This is a genomic window from Neobacillus sedimentimangrovi (genome assembly GCF_010614825.1).
GTDB classification, from domain to species: Bacteria; Bacillota; Bacilli; order Bacillales; family Cytobacillaceae; genus Neobacillus; species Neobacillus thermocopriae.
In genome coordinates this window covers 39,266-54,811 of sequence record NZ_JAAFZF010000002.1, presented here as the reverse complement: position 1 = coordinate 54,811, position 15,546 = coordinate 39,266, and the positions used below count along the sequence as shown (strand labels likewise).

The window sequence follows — 15,546 nt, the reverse complement described above, 5'->3', positions numbered from 1 at the left end:
GAGCCGTTTTACCATGCTTATGACTAGGTTTTTGAAATTGCTAATCACGAAATTAGAGGATGGCCGCTTCCTACTCTCCGCTCAAGACAAGGAGGGCAACACAATCGATCCCTCTCAATGGAAGAATCTTGTTTTTAGCAATCATGCTGAAAGTTTTTACGGAACACTGCTCGATACGGAGACAACCAAAGACATGAAGGGCGTTGCACTGAACGGCTGGCAGCTCGTTTCGCTTTTTGCTAAGGAATCATTCAATCGCTTTATAGAGTGGGATTGGAATGAAGAAGCCGAAATTTGTCTAGCAGCCGCGGCATCGATGTATGAAGGAATTGTCGAAAAAGATTGTCTTCCGGATTTTTCGGTATGGGGGCCACATGGCGAGTTTCGCTGGAAACTGCCGGATCGAGTCGAAGACGAGTTCAATCCCTCATTTTGGGAACAGAAAATTCACCCGGAGATTATTGAAGACACTGACTCCTCCCCAACAACAGCCCGTGATTACCTTTCCGATTTGTATAACCAAGCATTGGATTCATTTTTAACAAGAAATGATTCTATGAAGGAACTATTCGGACCAAAGCTTGATTTATTGAAAAAGCAAAACATTTCCAACATGGAGCTTGCTCGTTATTTTGACGATGAAAGCTGGCTAGAGTGGGTTGGTATGAAAGAAAATGAAGCGCCATTTACGATCGGTCTTCGTTTGGATGAACCAGAAAACGGGGAAGGCAACTGGAGTTTGGATGTTTTTTTACGAGGTAAAAAAAATGTCGATGAGGTAGTAGATGTCGAAGATGTAAAACGGATTTCAGCGAGGTGGCGACCATATTTGGATAAAGTCGACCGTGAGCAAGCCCGCTGGGTAAGGCTTTTCCCTTGGCTAGGCGACGGGGATGTTGAAGTAGATGGGATTGTCCCATTGAAAACCGAGCTGACAGAGGAAGAAGCATGGATGTTTTTGACAGAGGCAAGCGAAACACTATTGGCACTTGATGTCGAAATCCTCCTGCCTTCCTGGTGGCAGGCGATGAAACAAGCCAATTTGCGGGTGAAAGCATCACTAAAAGGAACATCGGCATATCGTCCATCATTTGTCGGATTGAATGCGATGCTTGATTTCAATTGGCGTTTTTCCATGAATAATGTCGAGTTATCCGAGGAAGAGTTTCACCGGCTTGTCGAGGAAAAGCGCCGACTTGTCTATATTCGCGGTCGCTGGGTGAAGCTCGACCCACAGTTTATTCGACAAATTCAGGATTTGATGAAACGGGCCGAAAAAGAAGGATTGCATGTCCGAGATTTGCTTGAGCAAGAACTGGTGGACTCAAGCGGAGACGAGGAAGAAATCGAAAATCCGAAGGCATTTATGAAGATTCAGATTGAGCTGAACCGGCAATGGAAGCAGATGATTAAGCAGCTATCAGAGCTGAAGGAAATCCCATTGGTCCAAGCGCCGGAAGAATTGAACGGAGAACTCCGGCCATACCAGCAACTAGGGATGAGCTGGCTCTGGTTCCTACGGCAATATGGATTCGGTGCCATCCTCGCTGATGATATGGGACTAGGAAAAACCATTCAGCTCATATCGTATTTATTAAAGGTAAAAGAAGAAGGAAACATCGCGAAAAATCAAGAAATGGTGCCTGACACGAAAACTTCTTCTACAAAGGTTCCAACAAAGGCAGCCTTAATCATCTGCCCTACATCCGTACTTGGAAATTGGCAAAAGGAGTTGGAGCGTTTTGCTCCAAAGATGAAGGTGTATCTTCATTATGGTTCGAAGCGGCTGAAAGAGGAAGCCTTCGTGCAGGAAGCTCAAGAAGTGGATGTGATCCTAACTTCTTATGGCTTGAGCCATCTTGATGCTGAAGAATTCGAGGCACTCCAATGGAGCACAATTGCCATTGATGAAGCGCAAAACATCAAGAATGCACAGACGAAGCAGTCAAAGGCGGTTCGTAAGTTAAAAGGACTTCACCACATCGCCCTTACCGGAACGCCGATGGAAAATCGTTTGTCTGAATTATGGTCGATTTTTGATTTTACCAACCACGGCTACCTCGGGAGCCTCGGACAGTTCCAAAAACGATTCATTCTTCCAATTGAAAAAGAGGAGAAAAAGGAAAAAATCCAGCAACTACAACAGTTAATCAAGCCTTTCCTGCTTCGTCGCACGAAAAAAGACGAAGAAGTGGCACTGAACCTACCTGATAAGCTGGAACAAAAAGAATACTGTCCACTTACGGCCGAACAGGCATCATTATATGAACAATTGATTCACGATACATTTGCGGAAATTGAAAAACTGACCGGTTTTGAGCGCAAGGGATTAATTCTACAAATGTTAAGCCGCTTAAAACAGCTTTGCAACCATCCTGCTCTATATTTGAAGGAACAAGTGGCCGATCGTGAGCTTTTAAAGCGGTCCAATAAATTGGAGAAGCTGGTTGAACTAGTAGATGCAGTTTTAGAACAGGGCGAAAGCTGTCTTATTTTCACCCAATATATCGAAATGGGTGAAATCATTCGGAGGACTTTGAAGAAAAAGTTTGGCATTGAGGTGCCGTTTTTAAATGGTAGTGTATCGAAAACGCAGCGAGATATGATGATCGAGCAGTTTCAAAACCAGGAATTCCCTGTGTTCTTGCTTTCGTTGAAGGCAGGTGGAACAGGTTTGAATCTCACCGCGGCCAATCACGTCATCCACTATGACCGCTGGTGGAATCCCGCTGTTGAGAACCAAGCTACAGACCGTGCCTACCGCATTGGGCAATCACGCTTTGTCCATGTACACAAACTTATCTGCACTGGTACACTCGAAGAAAAAATCGACACCATGCTCGAAAAAAAGCAACACCTAAACGACCAAATTATCCAAAGCGAAAACTGGATCACCGAGCTTTCAACAGAGGAGTTAAAAGAATTGGTCTTTCTTGGATAAATGTGACCGTAAAGAAACAGCGGCTTTTGGCCGCTGTTTTTTGTTTGTTGATGACTCTTCTGCCATACCCATTCACACTGTCTACATGAAGGGTGATGCGGTATGACTCTTTAAGGTGTAGAATAGATTTAGGATGTGAAAGACATGAAAATCATTGATGCGCATATTCATTTAGATCGTTATGAGGATAAAGAAATCGAATCAATGTTGAAAAGCGCGGATTGGCTTGAAGCTTTGGTGTCTGTATCTTTTGATCTTCATTCCTGTAAGCGGAATCTCCAATTAAACAAAACCTTTTCAAAGGTAAAACCAGCCTTTGGATTTCATCCCGAACAGCCGCTGCCAAATGAATTCGAGTTAACCAAACTGATTGAATGGATGACTCAGCACAAAGAGGAAATGATTGCTGTAGGAGAGGTAGGTCTTCCCTATTATTTACGAAAAGACGGGAAGGTTTCCGCCCGACAGTATGGTCAGTATCTAGAACTCCTAGAGACATTTCTCGTGCTAGCGAAAAAATGGGAAAAACCGATTGTTTTACATGCTGTCTATGACGATGCCCCGGTTGTATGTGATTTATTAGAGAAACATAATATTACAAAAGCCCTTTTTCATTGGTTCAAAGGCGATCAAAAAACAACCTCAAGAATGATGACCAATGGCTATTCTATTTCCGTTACACCCGAAATTTTGTATAAAGAAAAAATCCAACAATTAGCGAAATCCTACCCATTAAAGCAAATCATGCTTGAAACAGACGGTCCTTGGCCATTTGAAGGTCCTTTTACCGGAATAAAAACACACCCAAACATGATTAAACACTCCCTCTCCACACTGGCAAAAATAAAAAATCAATCCGAAATAAAGGTTTCCGAACAAATATATAAAAATACTCGATCCTTTTATTGCCTATAAATATCATTTGTATTCCACTTAGCTGTTAGTGGCTCAGGCTATACTAGTAAGCGCATATAAACATATGAACGTTGTACAAAGGAGATTCCCTTCTGGCCTTCGATGGTAAACAGCCAAAAGATAATTTAAAGATTTCGGAAGCCGACGAACAGAAATGTAGATTTTGAGGATTTCTGGACAATGTGAACAAGGATAACCCGATATAGACACTTTTACATTTCCCTCTATTTCCCATTTTCCGTGTTAAAATCAGATAGGTAAAGGGAAAAAAGAGGTGAAAATATTGGCTAATAAAGTTCATCAAAACAAAGATTTAATTAAAGAAATGAATATGCAGCTGATGAATCTACAAAAAACTATTGAAAATATGGACGAAAAACGAGGAAAAATATTTATTGACTGGTTGAAAACGAATAATCAATATCTGGTATGGGAAGAGAAATTTGATCCTACATATTTGCGAGCATATAAACGTTCTGAAATCGTATTAGCTCATTTTGGTTTTAATGTTGGAGCAGAATATGGAGGTATGCATTATGCTGTTGTCATTAGAGACAGCTCTAAAAATAATCCAAATGTTAATGTAGTTCCCCTTTCATCATTGGACAAAGGAGAGTCAGAAGCGGATACTCATAAAGACCGGGTTTTCTTAGGTGTAATTAATGGTTTAAATGAAAAGAATGCTGTGGCCATTCCGGATCAGATGCGACCAATCAGCAAAATAAGGGTTTATAAGCCGAAAAAAGCATCAGATGATGTATTCAAATTAACTACTGAACAAATGAACTTGATTGATGAGAAGATCAGACGGATGTATACTAAACTTAGGACAGAAAGAGCCTAAAGTACACTAAAGTTAACTTAAGGAATAAAAGAACTTGAAAAACATTACGAAACGTTGTACAATCTAATCATATGTTCCGGAAAAAATGGATAATATAATATTGCCCTTTGAGTTTAAATAACTCAAGTGCGGCCCGAAAAAATTTTTAACTGTTCACCTTAGAGTGAACCAAAGAAAGGAAAAGCCATCCTCTTTGTAGGGTGGCTTTTTACGTTTTGATAATTATTTATCTTTTTTAAATGATTTATTACTAATGCTCAAACATCTTCTTTATACCTAGTTATATAACATCTATCCTTAGTCATAAGTGTCCAGGTTTTGTTTTTTCCCCTCTAAGTAGCAAAATAACGTTACAGAAAGTTTAGAAATATGTAAATTGAAGATAACAGATTTTAAGATGGAGAACAAGGGACACTTATGCTAGAAAAAACTTTAAATCAATAATATATATTTATCTCACAAAAAAATAGCCCAGCCATTTCGGCCGGGCTATCGATTTATGCGTTTAGTTTAAAATGATAACCTTTACGGTTCTTCTGCCCCAAGCAAGTGCGCTTGCCTTGTTTGGCATCAGAACATCAATTTTGTGTCCTTTAATAGCTCCGCCAGTGTCGCCTGCGATAGCTGTTCCATATCCCTCAACCCATACTTTTGATCCAAGTGGGATCACACGAGGGTCCACGGCAATCAATTTCATATTTGGATTTGCTTTGATATTATAGCCTAAAGCAGTAATGGAACCAGAATCCTCATGGCTGTAAGCGGTTGCGGAAACGTAAAGTTCACGTCCTTTAGGTGCTGAACTTGACTCTTTAGTTGGCGCAGGTGCGGATTTAGAAGCAGTAGCGGGTGCAGGTGCTGCAGATTGAGCTACCTTTGCCTTCATTGCTTCAGCCTTAATAGCTTCCATTTTCGCAGTAATTTCCTTCTTTTCCTGCTCGGCTATGGCCATTTGCTGAACAATTTGATCATATTTTGTCTGCATCGCCGTTAATGTTTCTTGACGTTTTTGTAGATTTTGATCAAGCTTAGCTTGCTGATTAGCTAGAGTCGCTTGCTGTTCTTTTAAAAGTTGTTCTTGTCTATCAATTTCTTTTTTGTCCTCTTCAATTTGTTGAAGATCTTCCTTTTGCGCGATTAAGATTTCCTTGTCAGCGTCCATAAGAGTGGATGCCGCAGAAGCGCGCTGGATGAATTCTGAGATGCTATCAGACTCAAAGAAAATGTTAATAATGAGGCCAACATTACTATTATGCTGGAGAGCAACGGCTCGCTTTTTCATAACTTCTTTTCGGCCAAGAATTTTATCCTCCAATATAACAATCTCTTCCCTCTTTTGTTGGATGAGCTTGTTTACCTCATCAATTTTGGCCTGAGTGACTGCCATCTCTTTTTTATTTTGTTCAATTTCATTATATATAGAATCTAATTCTTGCTTAATTTGCTGAATTTCTTGTTGTACAGACTGTTTTTCCTTCATCTGCTGTTCAAGTAGATTTTCTTTCTCTTGAAGCTGACTTTGCAGATCGTCTGTTTCTGCATATGTAACGATCGAACCAGAAACACACATTATTAGTAGTAGTACTGCAAGAGTAATACGCTTCAACAATTTCTGCATATTTTCTCCTCCTTATATACCAATGTTATAACAGATCAATGTACCAGAAATGTTACAAAAATATTAAAAGACTATCACAAATCGTCATATAAGTAGAAAAAATAAACAAATATTGGAATATATCTGTCATTTTAAGGGAAAAAGTGGTATTTCATATGGGGAATTTTCACCTAATATCCATGTGGGGTAGACATGATTGAAGGGGACTTTTGTTAGGGTCGATCCCTATAACTGTTGTCCTAAAAAGTGGAGCAAAGAATAGTTTTTTTGGGGGAATTGCCTGTTGAATGAAACGGTCTGTCACAAATGGTAGACCTAAAGAGCAAAAAAGGAAGTGGAGAAAAACGAGTCATTTTTCTCCACTTCCAATATTTTAATTCACTTTTTTCACGATTTTTGCTTTATCCCCTTTATTTTTGCCCATTCTTCTAGTTTCATAAAATAGATTTAATTAGATTTGTTTTGTTTATCTATTTATGAAATACATTCCCTTACCCTCATTAATGTGTAAGTGAATCCTTCGAGGACGTATTCGCCACCTATTTCTTTTTATATGGGACGGTTTGGTCAAAGGCATTCTGCCCAAGAGCTTCACCCTCCCCCCTTCTATGAGTACAAAATGGCTTAAAATCTCATAAACTTCTACTTCTGTCAGTTCACGTTTACTTGAAAAAATTTGTAATGTTCTATGGTGGAAATGGATTTGAATGTCTTGATCCTTGATGTAGAAACAACTATTTTCACTTTGGTTAAGAGGTATGTATTGAAAAAGAGAGTTGTTATTCATACGAGGTGACTGATGTGAAAGTATAATCATATCGTTAAAACGAGGTTTTCTCCTTAGCAACCATTCTCTCTCTTTTATTTGCTCCCCTATAAAAACAATATAAACCTCTCCCACTTGTACACCCCCAAATTTAGACATCATCTTACATTATTATTCGACAATAACGATTATTTTCCTGCTTGTCCTAGTCCACAGGCTGGTTCTCTCTTGAAAACCAACTCTCATTCATTTTTCCGAATATTCTTAATAACATATTAAAAGAAGGGTCGTCCAAAAAACGAAGAGGAGGTTTTCTTGTGAATTTATTAAGAAAAGGATGTTTCATCTTTGCTTTAATGATTCTTTTGACTGCCTGCGGAAGTAAAAATGCTTCCACAAATGAAATGAAGCTAGTAGAAGAAGGGAAGTTTACCTATGCCGCTTCTGGGGAATATAAACCGTTCAGCTACATGAAGAAAGATGGAACGATGACCGGTTTTGATATTGAAATAGCAGAAGCCATTGCCAAGGAACTCGGACTAAAACCCGTCCAGAAAAAGTTTAAGTTCGGTGGAATCATTGAAGGTGTCAAGTCAGGACGCTTTGATGCAGCCGTCGCAAGCCATGAGATTACAGAAGAACGTTTAAAGGTCGTTCATTTTTCCACTCCATACTACTATTCAGGACCACAAATTTTTGTACGTCCCGATAGTAAAGTTGAAACCTTAAATGATCTGAAAGGGAAGGAAATTGCCGTGTCAAAAGGTACCACCTTTGCAGAGTTAGCTAAACAAGTCACCGATCGAATTATCTTGCTCGATAGTGATGTAGTGGCACTCGAAGCTCTCAGTAAAGGGAAACACGATGCGGTAATCACCGATTTTGTCACAGGGAAGGAAGCGATCGGAGCAGGAATGAAAATTGTCGGAAAAGAAATGCTTGGTCGCAGTGAACAAGGAATTGCAGTCGCAATGGATAACGACAAGCTCCTAAAGGAAATTAACAAAGCGCTCGATAAACTCCGCGAAAATGGTACCTTAACGAAAATCAGCCAAAAGTATTTTGGAGAAGACATAACGGTCCTCCCGGAAAAGCAGTAACGGAGATCTACAAATTTCCCTAAATATTTCTCGGGGAATATCTACAAATTTCCCCATCCACACATAAGGAGGGAATTATGGATTGGTTTAATAAGTTGATTGATACCTACCCCGTTTTTCTAAAAGGCATGCTGCTGACCTTTGAACTTACGGTCGTAGCCATTATGATTGGCATTATTATTGGACTGTTTTTTGCTTTTTTAAAAATATCCAAAATCAACATTCTTGTGTGGCTTTCAGATGCGTATATTTTTCTCGTGCGAGGCACGCCTCTCATTGTACAGATTTTCGTGTTTTACTATGGATTGACTTCGCTTAATATGTCACAGTTTATGGCAGTCGTACTTGGACTTGCCTTCCACAATGGAGCCTATATCGCTGAGATTTTTCGGGGTTCCATTCAATCGATTGACCATGGCCAGATGGAAGCAGGCCGTTCCCTCGGTATGAGCGTGAGTCTAACTTATCGCAGAATCATTTTACCGCAGGCATTAAGACGCGCGATGCCGCCTCTTGGCAATCAATTTATTATTGCCCTAAAAGATTCATCGCTGGCGGCATTCATTGGAATGTACGAGCTATTTAATGTGGCCACCACCTTTGGCTCCAATACATTCGACTATCTAACCTATCTGTTAATCGTCGCTGTCTACTATCTCGTGCTTGTGTTTCTTATTTCCCTATTGGCCCGATATGCCGAAAACCGTCTGGCCATCAGCGATTAGGAAGGAGATATACGATGAAGGAAGCCATCATGGTAAAGGTTGAAAAATTGAATAAATCATTTGGAGATCTCCATGTATTAAAAGATATTGATATGACTGTTAGAGAACGCGAAGTGGTTTGTTTAATTGGCGCGAGCGGTTCTGGAAAAAGCACACTGCTACGCTGTCTCAATTTCCTCGAAATCAAAAATAGCGGAAAGATTTTTATTGGCGACGAACAGATTGAAGAACATACACATGACTTGAATCAAATACGTGCCAAAGTTGGGATGGTGTTTCAACACTTTCACTTGTTCCCCCATATGACAGTGATTGAAAATATTATGGAGGCCCCGGTTCATGTAAAAAAGATCCCTAAGGATCAGGCCTACGAGGAGGCCAAAGAGCTTCTGGCGAAGGTCGGTTTAAGTGACAAAGCGAACGTATATCCTGGCAAACTGTCTGGTGGGCAAAAGCAGCGTGTAGCGATTGCCCGGTCACTTGCGATGAAGCCGGAGGTGATGTTGTTCGATGAACCAACTTCGGCACTCGATCCAGAGCTGGTCGGGGAGGTCCTTGTCACAATGAAAAAATTAGCTCAAGAAGGAATGACCATGATCGTTGTTACCCACGAAATGGGCTTCGCCCGCGAAGTCGCCGACTCGGTCATCTATATGCACGATGGTCGAATTGTGGAAGTCGGCCATCCTGATCAATTGTTTCACACACCTACCCAAAAACGAACGAAAGATTTCTTGGATTCCGTTTTGTAAGTTCGTGTTGCCCAAACCGGAAATTGGCTGCCTGCTTGCTTTAGATTCCAGATCTTTACGTTATGCGAACTGTTACTTCTACCATCACTTCTCAGGACTTTTCATTATGCCGAGCAAACCAAGAAGCCGCCAACCATTCGATCAGCGGCTTCTAAATATAAACAGGGGGATTTTACTATTAGTGTTGCCACTCATCTGTATTTCATACCACTTTTTGAAAAATTAGGTAAATTCCTTTAAAGAACGTGATACTTTTACTCGTCTTTCCGTATTTCGTAAAATTTATTTACTTTTTTATAGCTTGATCCCTTAACCCCCTGGTACAAACGCTTTACCTTTCAACTCACTTCCTTTCTACTCTGGCAAAAGCTGTATCCATTGATCTTGCAATGCTGTCACTTGCTCCATTTTCAAAGTCATGACAAAAAACCCTGGCAGCGATGGCCAGGAGTCAAAGATGGGGAAATGTATGAGGCGATGATTGATTCTCTCTAGATGGGGAAAAATAGAGGAAATAAGATTGGAGTATTTCATTGTTCATCGTCATTTAACAATGCTCATTTTCAACAACCGTGGTGCCGCAACCATTTACCATAGATCCTCTTTATGAATACATTTGAAAAGGACTTCTCTCCCGTACTTCCAAATGATTTTCACTAATGAACCTTTCAAGCTGTCTGACACGAACTTGCAGACAGTCCACCTTTTGGTTCGCTCGTCCAACCATTTTAATTAAGCTCTCAAGCAACTCCTCCAATTGGGGCGCCTCCTTCTCTTTAAAATGCAATGACTTCTTCTCCTTTCTTTTGTTCAGCTTCCGGGGAAGGGACAGTGATATTGGATTGTTCATGTGGTTTACTACTGAGGAAACGAACGGATTCAGCGATGACCTCTGTGACATACACCCGTTTTCCTTCTTTCTCATAAAAACGGGTTTGGAGCCTGCCGGTGATCCCGACTATCGACCCTTTTCGACAATATTGGCACGTATTTTCAGCTGCTTTTCTCCAAAGTGTGCATTGAACAAAATCTGCATCAATATCTCCGTTGTGATTGCGAAAATTTCGGTTAACGGCCAAGGTAATTTGGGTGACAGCCGTTCCTTCCGAAGTCGCTCTCAGCTCGGGATTCCTAGTTAACCTGCCTACCAGGGTAACTTGATTGATCACTCTTACCAACTCCTTCACGTTTTGTTGCTTTTATCATAGTTCAAAAGTTCTATTCCTGTAAAACGGAGAAAATGCCTGTTTTACTACCATATTTTTAAGAAATGAATCGTTTGAGGGAATTTTTGTCCAGTACGACTCCCCAAATGGAAGATCCATTTGCATTTGGGTCATTTCGACAAAGATTTTTCGACAATCTTATTAAAAATGCTTCTTCCTTATGTTGTGCGTCCAGTGATGAAAATATGGTATAATGAGGAAAATGCAAACGCCTTGGCTCACTTTAGTCATCCTCCCATAAGAAGGAGTGCTTAAGTATTCGAAGGATTAGACGCTGAAACAAGATTATCTCAATGTGATAATCTTTTCGAAAAAACATGCAGGAGGTTCGGGATGAAGACATTTAAGTTATTCTCTTTAGAAGTGGTGGAAGAGGACGGCCAATCCGTAGAGGTTCCGCTTGAAGATGGATTAATTATCAATAAAGAAGACGAACGTTCCACTTGGTTAATTGAGGCCTACACTGACCTTACTTTATATGATTATTTTAAAAAAATTGAAGAGGAAAACCGCGAGATTATCGTTGAAACTGTCATCACAAAGCGCGAAAATGATCCTGCTTTTTTCCAGACAAAAATTGTCACGTTGAATAAATTTGAACATCAGATGAGCGTCTTGCTAGAAGGCCATTTACGTCGCAACAAAAGCGACTATTCCGAGCTTCTGCTTGAAAATTTATTACAAAAAGGCCTTCAGGGAGAACCCCTTCTTACCGAGTTTAAAGAAAAAATGAAAAGCAAACCGAAGCTGAAAGTGAAAAAAAATAGGTAGAGTGGGAAACCAGCCACGGCTGGCATTTATTTTATGATTTCAGGGGGAAACATATGGAATACAGTAGTTTTTTGCTTGGTATTATCATTGCCATTTATTTAGCTATCGATGCTCCTAAGCATCAAAAGCGTCCTTGGCTGTGGGCGATTCTTGGCTTCCTCTTTGGCCCTATTGCCTTAGGGATTTATTTGATCCAAACCGATCGGAAAGTCCTCGGATGGATTATTACGATTCTTTCTATATTGATCTATATTATCTTCTTTATCATCGTCATTCTCGGCGTTCTTTTTGTTAGTTTGTTGTAAAAGTAGAACGAGAAAGGGACAAGCGATTCTTGCTTGTCCCCTTTTTTTAGCGGTCTTTTCTGTCTTTGTCACGAACATCAAGGTCATCTTCAATGATTTCTTCTCGATCTGTGTTGATATCTTTTCCTGGGTCTTTGTCCGTATCTGTATTGATATCACGGGAACGATTATTGTCATCTAAAATATCTCGATCCGTATCTAAGCGGTTGTTCAAGTCATTATCAATATTATCATCATTCACGTCATCCCGATCTTCATCCGTCACATTTGGTGGGGGAGGATTTTGATCATCATCATTTACATTACACCCCGCTAATAGCATAGCAGATAGGACGGACCCAGAAAGCAAAAGAAATAGCTTCTTTTTCAAGCGTAAAACTCCTTTCAAATTAAAGTATACGAACAATTATAGATTTCCCACTGATGAAAAAAATATTTACTTTTATGTCAGAAAAGTGGAATGATGGCAAATGAAATTCCGTCCAATTTTTGGTAATTCTGGTGCTTGCGATAGAAATAAAAAATGGATGGGGTATCCTCTCCCATCCATTTTGATGCCTATTTTTACTCTTTTTTATCCCCTAAAGCAAAGGTGATTTCCGCTTCACAGACGATTTCACCGTCAACCGTTGCAACGGCTTTTCCTTTGCCAATCGGTCCGCGAAGCCGTACCATTTCCACTTCCATTCGCAGTTGATCGCCAGGTTTAACTTGCTTTTTAAATCGACAATTATCAATTCCTGCAAAAAAGGCCAAGCGACCTCGATTTTCTTCTTTTTTCAAGACCGCCACTGCACCGACTTGTGCAAGTGCCTCAACGATTAGAACGCCAGGCATCACTGGATAGTCCGGAAAATGTCCATTAAAAAACTCCTCGTTAGCAGTAACATTTTTTATGCCAACCGCTCTTTTTCCTTCCTCGACTTCAACAATCCGATCTACCAGCAAAAAAGGGTAACGATGTGGAATGATTTCTTTGATTTCATTAATATCCAACATTCTTTTAGTACCTCCTACTAATAACAGATATTATTTCCTATTCTACTATTAAAAACACACGAAAGGGAAGGGATTTCACTTCCCTTCCCAAATTATTTTCCATTATTCTTTTTGGCGATCATCTTTATTTACCAAATCAATGATATGAGTCCATGTTGATGTTTTAAAAACATCAGCAGCTTTTCCGTCGCCAATCACTCCGTATCCCACTGCGGCGCCCGCCATTAAACTGATGAACGTAAAAACAATCAGTAGCACAAGCCTAAGCCAAATGGGAAGCAATCGGATGCGAATACGCTCTTTTGGCCATACGGATTCTTTCGTCTCGGCCATCTCCATTTCGCCATCTTTTCCCTTTTTTAGCGCATCATTATATTCTTCTAACGATTGTACTTGTTGTTTCAGATGATTGACAGACATACTTATATTCCCCTTTAAATTCCGGCATTTCATTTTAAACAACACCGGACCGAGAGTTATACATATTATAACCATTTTTCCATTGGCACTCATTGAAATTTACTATGTTATTTCTATTATAAAAAATTATTCATCAAGACACATTAGTTTTTTGCAGAAAATTGTCATTTCATGAAAAAAAGCCTAATGTTTTGCAGCTTCCTATCAGCCACGATCATTAGACTTTTTATCGACCTTATTTGTAAGATGTCATACCACAGGGAATATGTAACCCCGTTATAAAATAGTTGAGCACTCATATTGTGAGTGACATTTTCCTTTTTATCCAAACTTGCGTCCCGGAATTCGGTCAATGTTATCAAGCATGATCCCTGTTCCGATCGCTACGCAATCCATTGGATTTTCAGCTACTAGTACAGGAACCTTCAGCTCTTCTGCAAGGAGCATATCGATACCGTGAAGCAATGCGCCTCCGCCTGTTAAAATGACACCGCGGTCAATGATGTCAGCGGAAAGCTCTGGTGGTGTACGTTCAAGAACACTTTTTGCTGCCTGAACAATAACTGTAACCGATTCGCGCAAGGCTTGCTCAATTTCTTCCGAACGAACCGTAATCGTGCGCGGTAATCCACTAACCATATCACGGCCACGAATTTCCATTTCCTCTGAACGTGAACCAGGGAAAACAGTACCGATGTTAATTTTGATATTCTCTGCTGTGCGTTCCCCGATTAAGAGCTTGTATTCGCGCTTAATATAGTTCAGGATTTCCATATCGAACTTGTCGCCGGCCATTTTAATGGAGGAAGAAGTAACGATATCTCCCATTGAAAGAACAGCTACATCGGTTGTTCCTCCACCAATATCCACGACCATATTTCCGCTAGGCTGGAAGATGTCCATTCCTGCCCCAATGGCAGCCACTTTTGGTTCTTCTTCTAAGTATACTTTTTTGCCACCGCTCTTTTCCGCTGCCTCACGAATCGCTTTTTGTTCGACACTTGTAATGTTAGTCGGGCAGCAAATCAAAATGCGTGGCTTGGATAGAAAACCTTTTACATTCAGCTTATTAATAAAATGCTTCAGCATAGCTTCTGTTACATCAAAATCTGCGATCACCCCATCTTTTAATGGACGAATCGCGACGATGTTTCCTGGTGTACGTCCAACCATGCGGCGAGCTTCCTCTCCCACCGCAAGAACTTTATTTGTATTTTTGTCGATGGCCACGACAGAAGGCTCGTTTAACACGATCCCACGGCCTTTCACGTGAATCAACACGTTAGCCGTCCCTAAATCAATCCCTATATCCCTTGCAAACATTTCTCTTTCCTTTCCTCCTCCAAACGGATTCCAATACATTTCCTAATTTTCAATTGTAACACATTCATTACAAAATCCATAACATTTTTATAAAAATAAAACAAAAAAATATCCGCTGTAATTGGAGAAAATTAGAAAGAGAGGTTAGGCTCCTACTTACTAAAAAAGGCAATGGTGCGTGACCACCATTCGCCTGTTTGGTTCTTATTTTTGAATTGTTTCTCCTTGTTTTTCCTCCTTTTGGTATTTCATTTTCGTTGCTTCTCCGCCTCTTAGGTGGCGTATGGATTTATGATAATCTAGTATTTCTTTTACTTCGTTTGCAAGCTCCGGATTGATTTCAGGTAATCTTTCTGTTAGATCCTTATGGACTGTAGATTTGGATACGCCAAACTCCTTCGCAATGACGCGAACCGTTTTCCTCGTCTCCACGATATACTTTCCAATCTTGATAGTCCTCTCTTTGATGTAATCGTGCACACTCTCGCCCTCCCTAAATTGGATGTGGAGTGTGAAATGAGACTCGCTTATCACTTCGACGAAATACTGCTTCCGCGTTGCTTCTGTCTCGTTATAACAGGTAGTAGGAACACCCTTTAGGCAGGCAAAACCACACAGGATCACTACTTGTGAACCCAACCTCACTCACAGCATGTACCTGCTTGTGGTCATTCCTTCCTGTTCCTCTCCCGAGACTGTGGTTGGTGTCACCAAAATGCCGTGATCAACGGCATGAATGGACCCTATTATATGCACGCGGCAGAAAGTAACCTACTTTCTGATCATACGATGAATAATCATGTCCCCGGCTGAATATCCGCTAACTTCAAACGACTCCTCA

The 15,546-nt window shown here is 40.4% G+C and carries 16 protein-coding genes; 8 read left to right on the top strand and 8 right to left on the bottom strand.

The features are described from left to right. The first annotated feature begins 13 nt into the window (after positions 1–13). The 3 genes from GZA11_RS01640 to GZA11_RS01630 all read left to right on the top strand — a co-directional run bounded on the left by GZA11_RS01640 (position 14) and on the right by GZA11_RS01630 (position 4,700). Positions 14–2,941: a DEAD/DEAH box helicase gene (locus GZA11_RS01640; RefSeq protein WP_163182650.1), complete on the top strand. Its 2,928-nt coding sequence runs from the start codon at positions 14–16 to the stop codon at positions 2,939–2,941. Positions 2,942–3,085: 144 nt separating this feature from the next. Further along, positions 3,086–3,856, top strand: a complete 771-nt coding sequence (locus tag GZA11_RS01635; RefSeq protein WP_163182649.1) for a TatD family hydrolase — start codon at positions 3,086–3,088, stop codon at positions 3,854–3,856. Positions 3,857–4,139: 283 nt separating this feature from the next. After that, positions 4,140–4,700, top strand: a complete 561-nt coding sequence (locus GZA11_RS01630; RefSeq protein WP_163182648.1) for a type II toxin-antitoxin system PemK/MazF family toxin — start codon at positions 4,140–4,142, stop codon at positions 4,698–4,700. 505 nt (positions 4,701–5,205) lie between these two features. On the opposite strand, the gene GZA11_RS01625 is transcribed toward GZA11_RS01630, so the two are convergent. Then, positions 5,206–6,318 carry a 3D domain-containing protein gene (locus tag GZA11_RS01625; RefSeq protein ID WP_163182647.1) on the bottom strand — a complete coding sequence of 371 codons (1,113 nt, stop codon included), beginning with the start codon at positions 6,316–6,318 and terminating at the stop codon, positions 5,206–5,208. A gap of 1,122 nt (positions 6,319–7,440) precedes the next feature. Here GZA11_RS01625 and GZA11_RS01620 point away from each other — a divergent pair. The 3 genes from GZA11_RS01620 (at position 7,441) to GZA11_RS01610 (ending at position 9,661) form a co-directional block, all read left to right on the top strand. Further along, entirely contained in the window at positions 7,441–8,184 is a 744-nt protein-coding gene (locus GZA11_RS01620; RefSeq protein WP_163182724.1) for a transporter substrate-binding domain-containing protein, read from the top strand. A 77-nt stretch (positions 8,185–8,261) separates the two neighbouring features. Beyond that, entirely contained in the window at positions 8,262–8,909 is a 648-nt protein-coding gene (locus GZA11_RS01615) for an amino acid ABC transporter permease (protein WP_163182646.1), read from the top strand. Positions 8,910–8,923: 14 nt separating this feature from the next. Beyond that, a complete protein-coding gene (locus GZA11_RS01610; RefSeq protein WP_163182645.1) occupies positions 8,924–9,661 on the top strand; it encodes an amino acid ABC transporter ATP-binding protein in 738 nt (245 codons plus the stop codon). A gap of 604 nt (positions 9,662–10,265) precedes the next feature. On the opposite strand, the gene GZA11_RS01605 is transcribed toward GZA11_RS01610, so the two are convergent. Further along, entirely contained in the window at positions 10,266–10,418 is a 153-nt protein-coding gene (locus GZA11_RS01605) for a hypothetical protein (RefSeq protein WP_158332812.1), read from the bottom strand. A gap of 19 nt (positions 10,419–10,437) precedes the next feature. Further along, positions 10,438–10,830 carry a single-stranded DNA-binding protein gene (locus GZA11_RS01600; RefSeq protein ID WP_038537697.1) on the bottom strand — a complete coding sequence of 131 codons (393 nt, stop codon included), beginning with the start codon at positions 10,828–10,830 and terminating at the stop codon, positions 10,438–10,440. A 390-nt stretch (positions 10,831–11,220) separates the two neighbouring features. Between GZA11_RS01600 and GZA11_RS01595 the strand changes: the two genes are divergently transcribed. Both GZA11_RS01595 and GZA11_RS01590 read left to right on the top strand, forming a co-directional pair. Further along, positions 11,221–11,658 (top strand): YwpF-like family protein, encoded by a 438-nt coding sequence (locus GZA11_RS01595; protein WP_038537699.1) that lies wholly within the window; start codon positions 11,221–11,223, stop codon positions 11,656–11,658. A gap of 53 nt (positions 11,659–11,711) precedes the next feature. After that, positions 11,712–11,963, top strand: a complete 252-nt coding sequence (locus tag GZA11_RS01590; protein ID WP_038537701.1) for a hypothetical protein — start codon at positions 11,712–11,714, stop codon at positions 11,961–11,963. 46 nt (positions 11,964–12,009) lie between these two features. On the opposite strand, the gene GZA11_RS01585 is transcribed toward GZA11_RS01590, so the two are convergent. From GZA11_RS01585 to spoIIID, 5 genes are all read right to left on the bottom strand, one after another. Beyond that, the gene (locus GZA11_RS01585; RefSeq protein ID WP_038537705.1) at positions 12,010–12,333 is read right to left on the bottom strand and encodes a hypothetical protein; all 324 of its coding nucleotides are present in this window, start codon (positions 12,331–12,333) and stop codon (positions 12,010–12,012) included. A gap of 194 nt (positions 12,334–12,527) precedes the next feature. Further along, a complete protein-coding gene (fabZ, locus tag GZA11_RS01580; RefSeq protein WP_038537708.1) occupies positions 12,528–12,962 on the bottom strand; it encodes a 3-hydroxyacyl-ACP dehydratase FabZ in 435 nt (144 codons plus the stop codon). Positions 12,963–13,064: 102 nt separating this feature from the next. After that, positions 13,065–13,382 (bottom strand): DNA-directed RNA polymerase subunit beta, encoded by a 318-nt coding sequence (locus GZA11_RS01575; protein ID WP_038537710.1) that lies wholly within the window; start codon positions 13,380–13,382, stop codon positions 13,065–13,067. Positions 13,383–13,703: 321 nt separating this feature from the next. Next, positions 13,704–14,705 (bottom strand): rod shape-determining protein, encoded by a 1,002-nt coding sequence (gene mreB, locus GZA11_RS01570; protein ID WP_038537713.1) that lies wholly within the window; start codon positions 14,703–14,705, stop codon positions 13,704–13,706. Positions 14,706–14,909: 204 nt separating this feature from the next. Further along, positions 14,910–15,185, bottom strand: a complete 276-nt coding sequence (gene spoIIID, locus GZA11_RS01565) for a sporulation transcriptional regulator SpoIIID (RefSeq protein ID WP_038537714.1) — start codon at positions 15,183–15,185, stop codon at positions 14,910–14,912. Positions 15,186–15,546: the final 361 nt, after the last annotated feature.

What these genes read in the sequence shown, in the direction of transcription:
- GZA11_RS01640 (WP_163182650.1), top strand. Translation starts at nt 14, where the DNA reads ATGCTTATGACTAGGTTTTTGAAATTGCTAATCACGAAATTAGAGGAT.
- GZA11_RS01635 (WP_163182649.1), top strand. Translation starts at nt 3,086, where the DNA reads ATGAAAATCATTGATGCGCATATTCATTTAGATCGTTATGAGGATAAA.
- GZA11_RS01625 (WP_163182647.1), bottom strand. Translation starts at nt 6,318, where the DNA reads ATGCAGAAATTGTTGAAGCGTATTACTCTTGCAGTACTACTACTAATA.
- GZA11_RS01620 (WP_163182724.1), top strand. Translation starts at nt 7,441, where the DNA reads ATGATTCTTTTGACTGCCTGCGGAAGTAAAAATGCTTCCACAAATGAA.
- GZA11_RS01615 (WP_163182646.1), top strand. Translation starts at nt 8,262, where the DNA reads ATGGATTGGTTTAATAAGTTGATTGATACCTACCCCGTTTTTCTAAAA.
- GZA11_RS01610 (WP_163182645.1), top strand. Translation starts at nt 8,924, where the DNA reads ATGAAGGAAGCCATCATGGTAAAGGTTGAAAAATTGAATAAATCATTT.
- GZA11_RS01595 (WP_038537699.1), top strand. Translation starts at nt 11,221, where the DNA reads ATGAAGACATTTAAGTTATTCTCTTTAGAAGTGGTGGAAGAGGACGGC.
- GZA11_RS01590 (WP_038537701.1), top strand. Translation starts at nt 11,712, where the DNA reads ATGGAATACAGTAGTTTTTTGCTTGGTATTATCATTGCCATTTATTTA.
- fabZ (WP_038537708.1), bottom strand. Translation starts at nt 12,962, where the DNA reads ATGTTGGATATTAATGAAATCAAAGAAATCATTCCACATCGTTACCCT.
- GZA11_RS01575 (WP_038537710.1), bottom strand. Translation starts at nt 13,382, where the DNA reads ATGTCTGTCAATCATCTGAAACAACAAGTACAATCGTTAGAAGAATAT.
- mreB (WP_038537713.1), bottom strand. Translation starts at nt 14,705, where the DNA reads ATGTTTGCAAGGGATATAGGGATTGATTTAGGGACGGCTAACGTGTTG.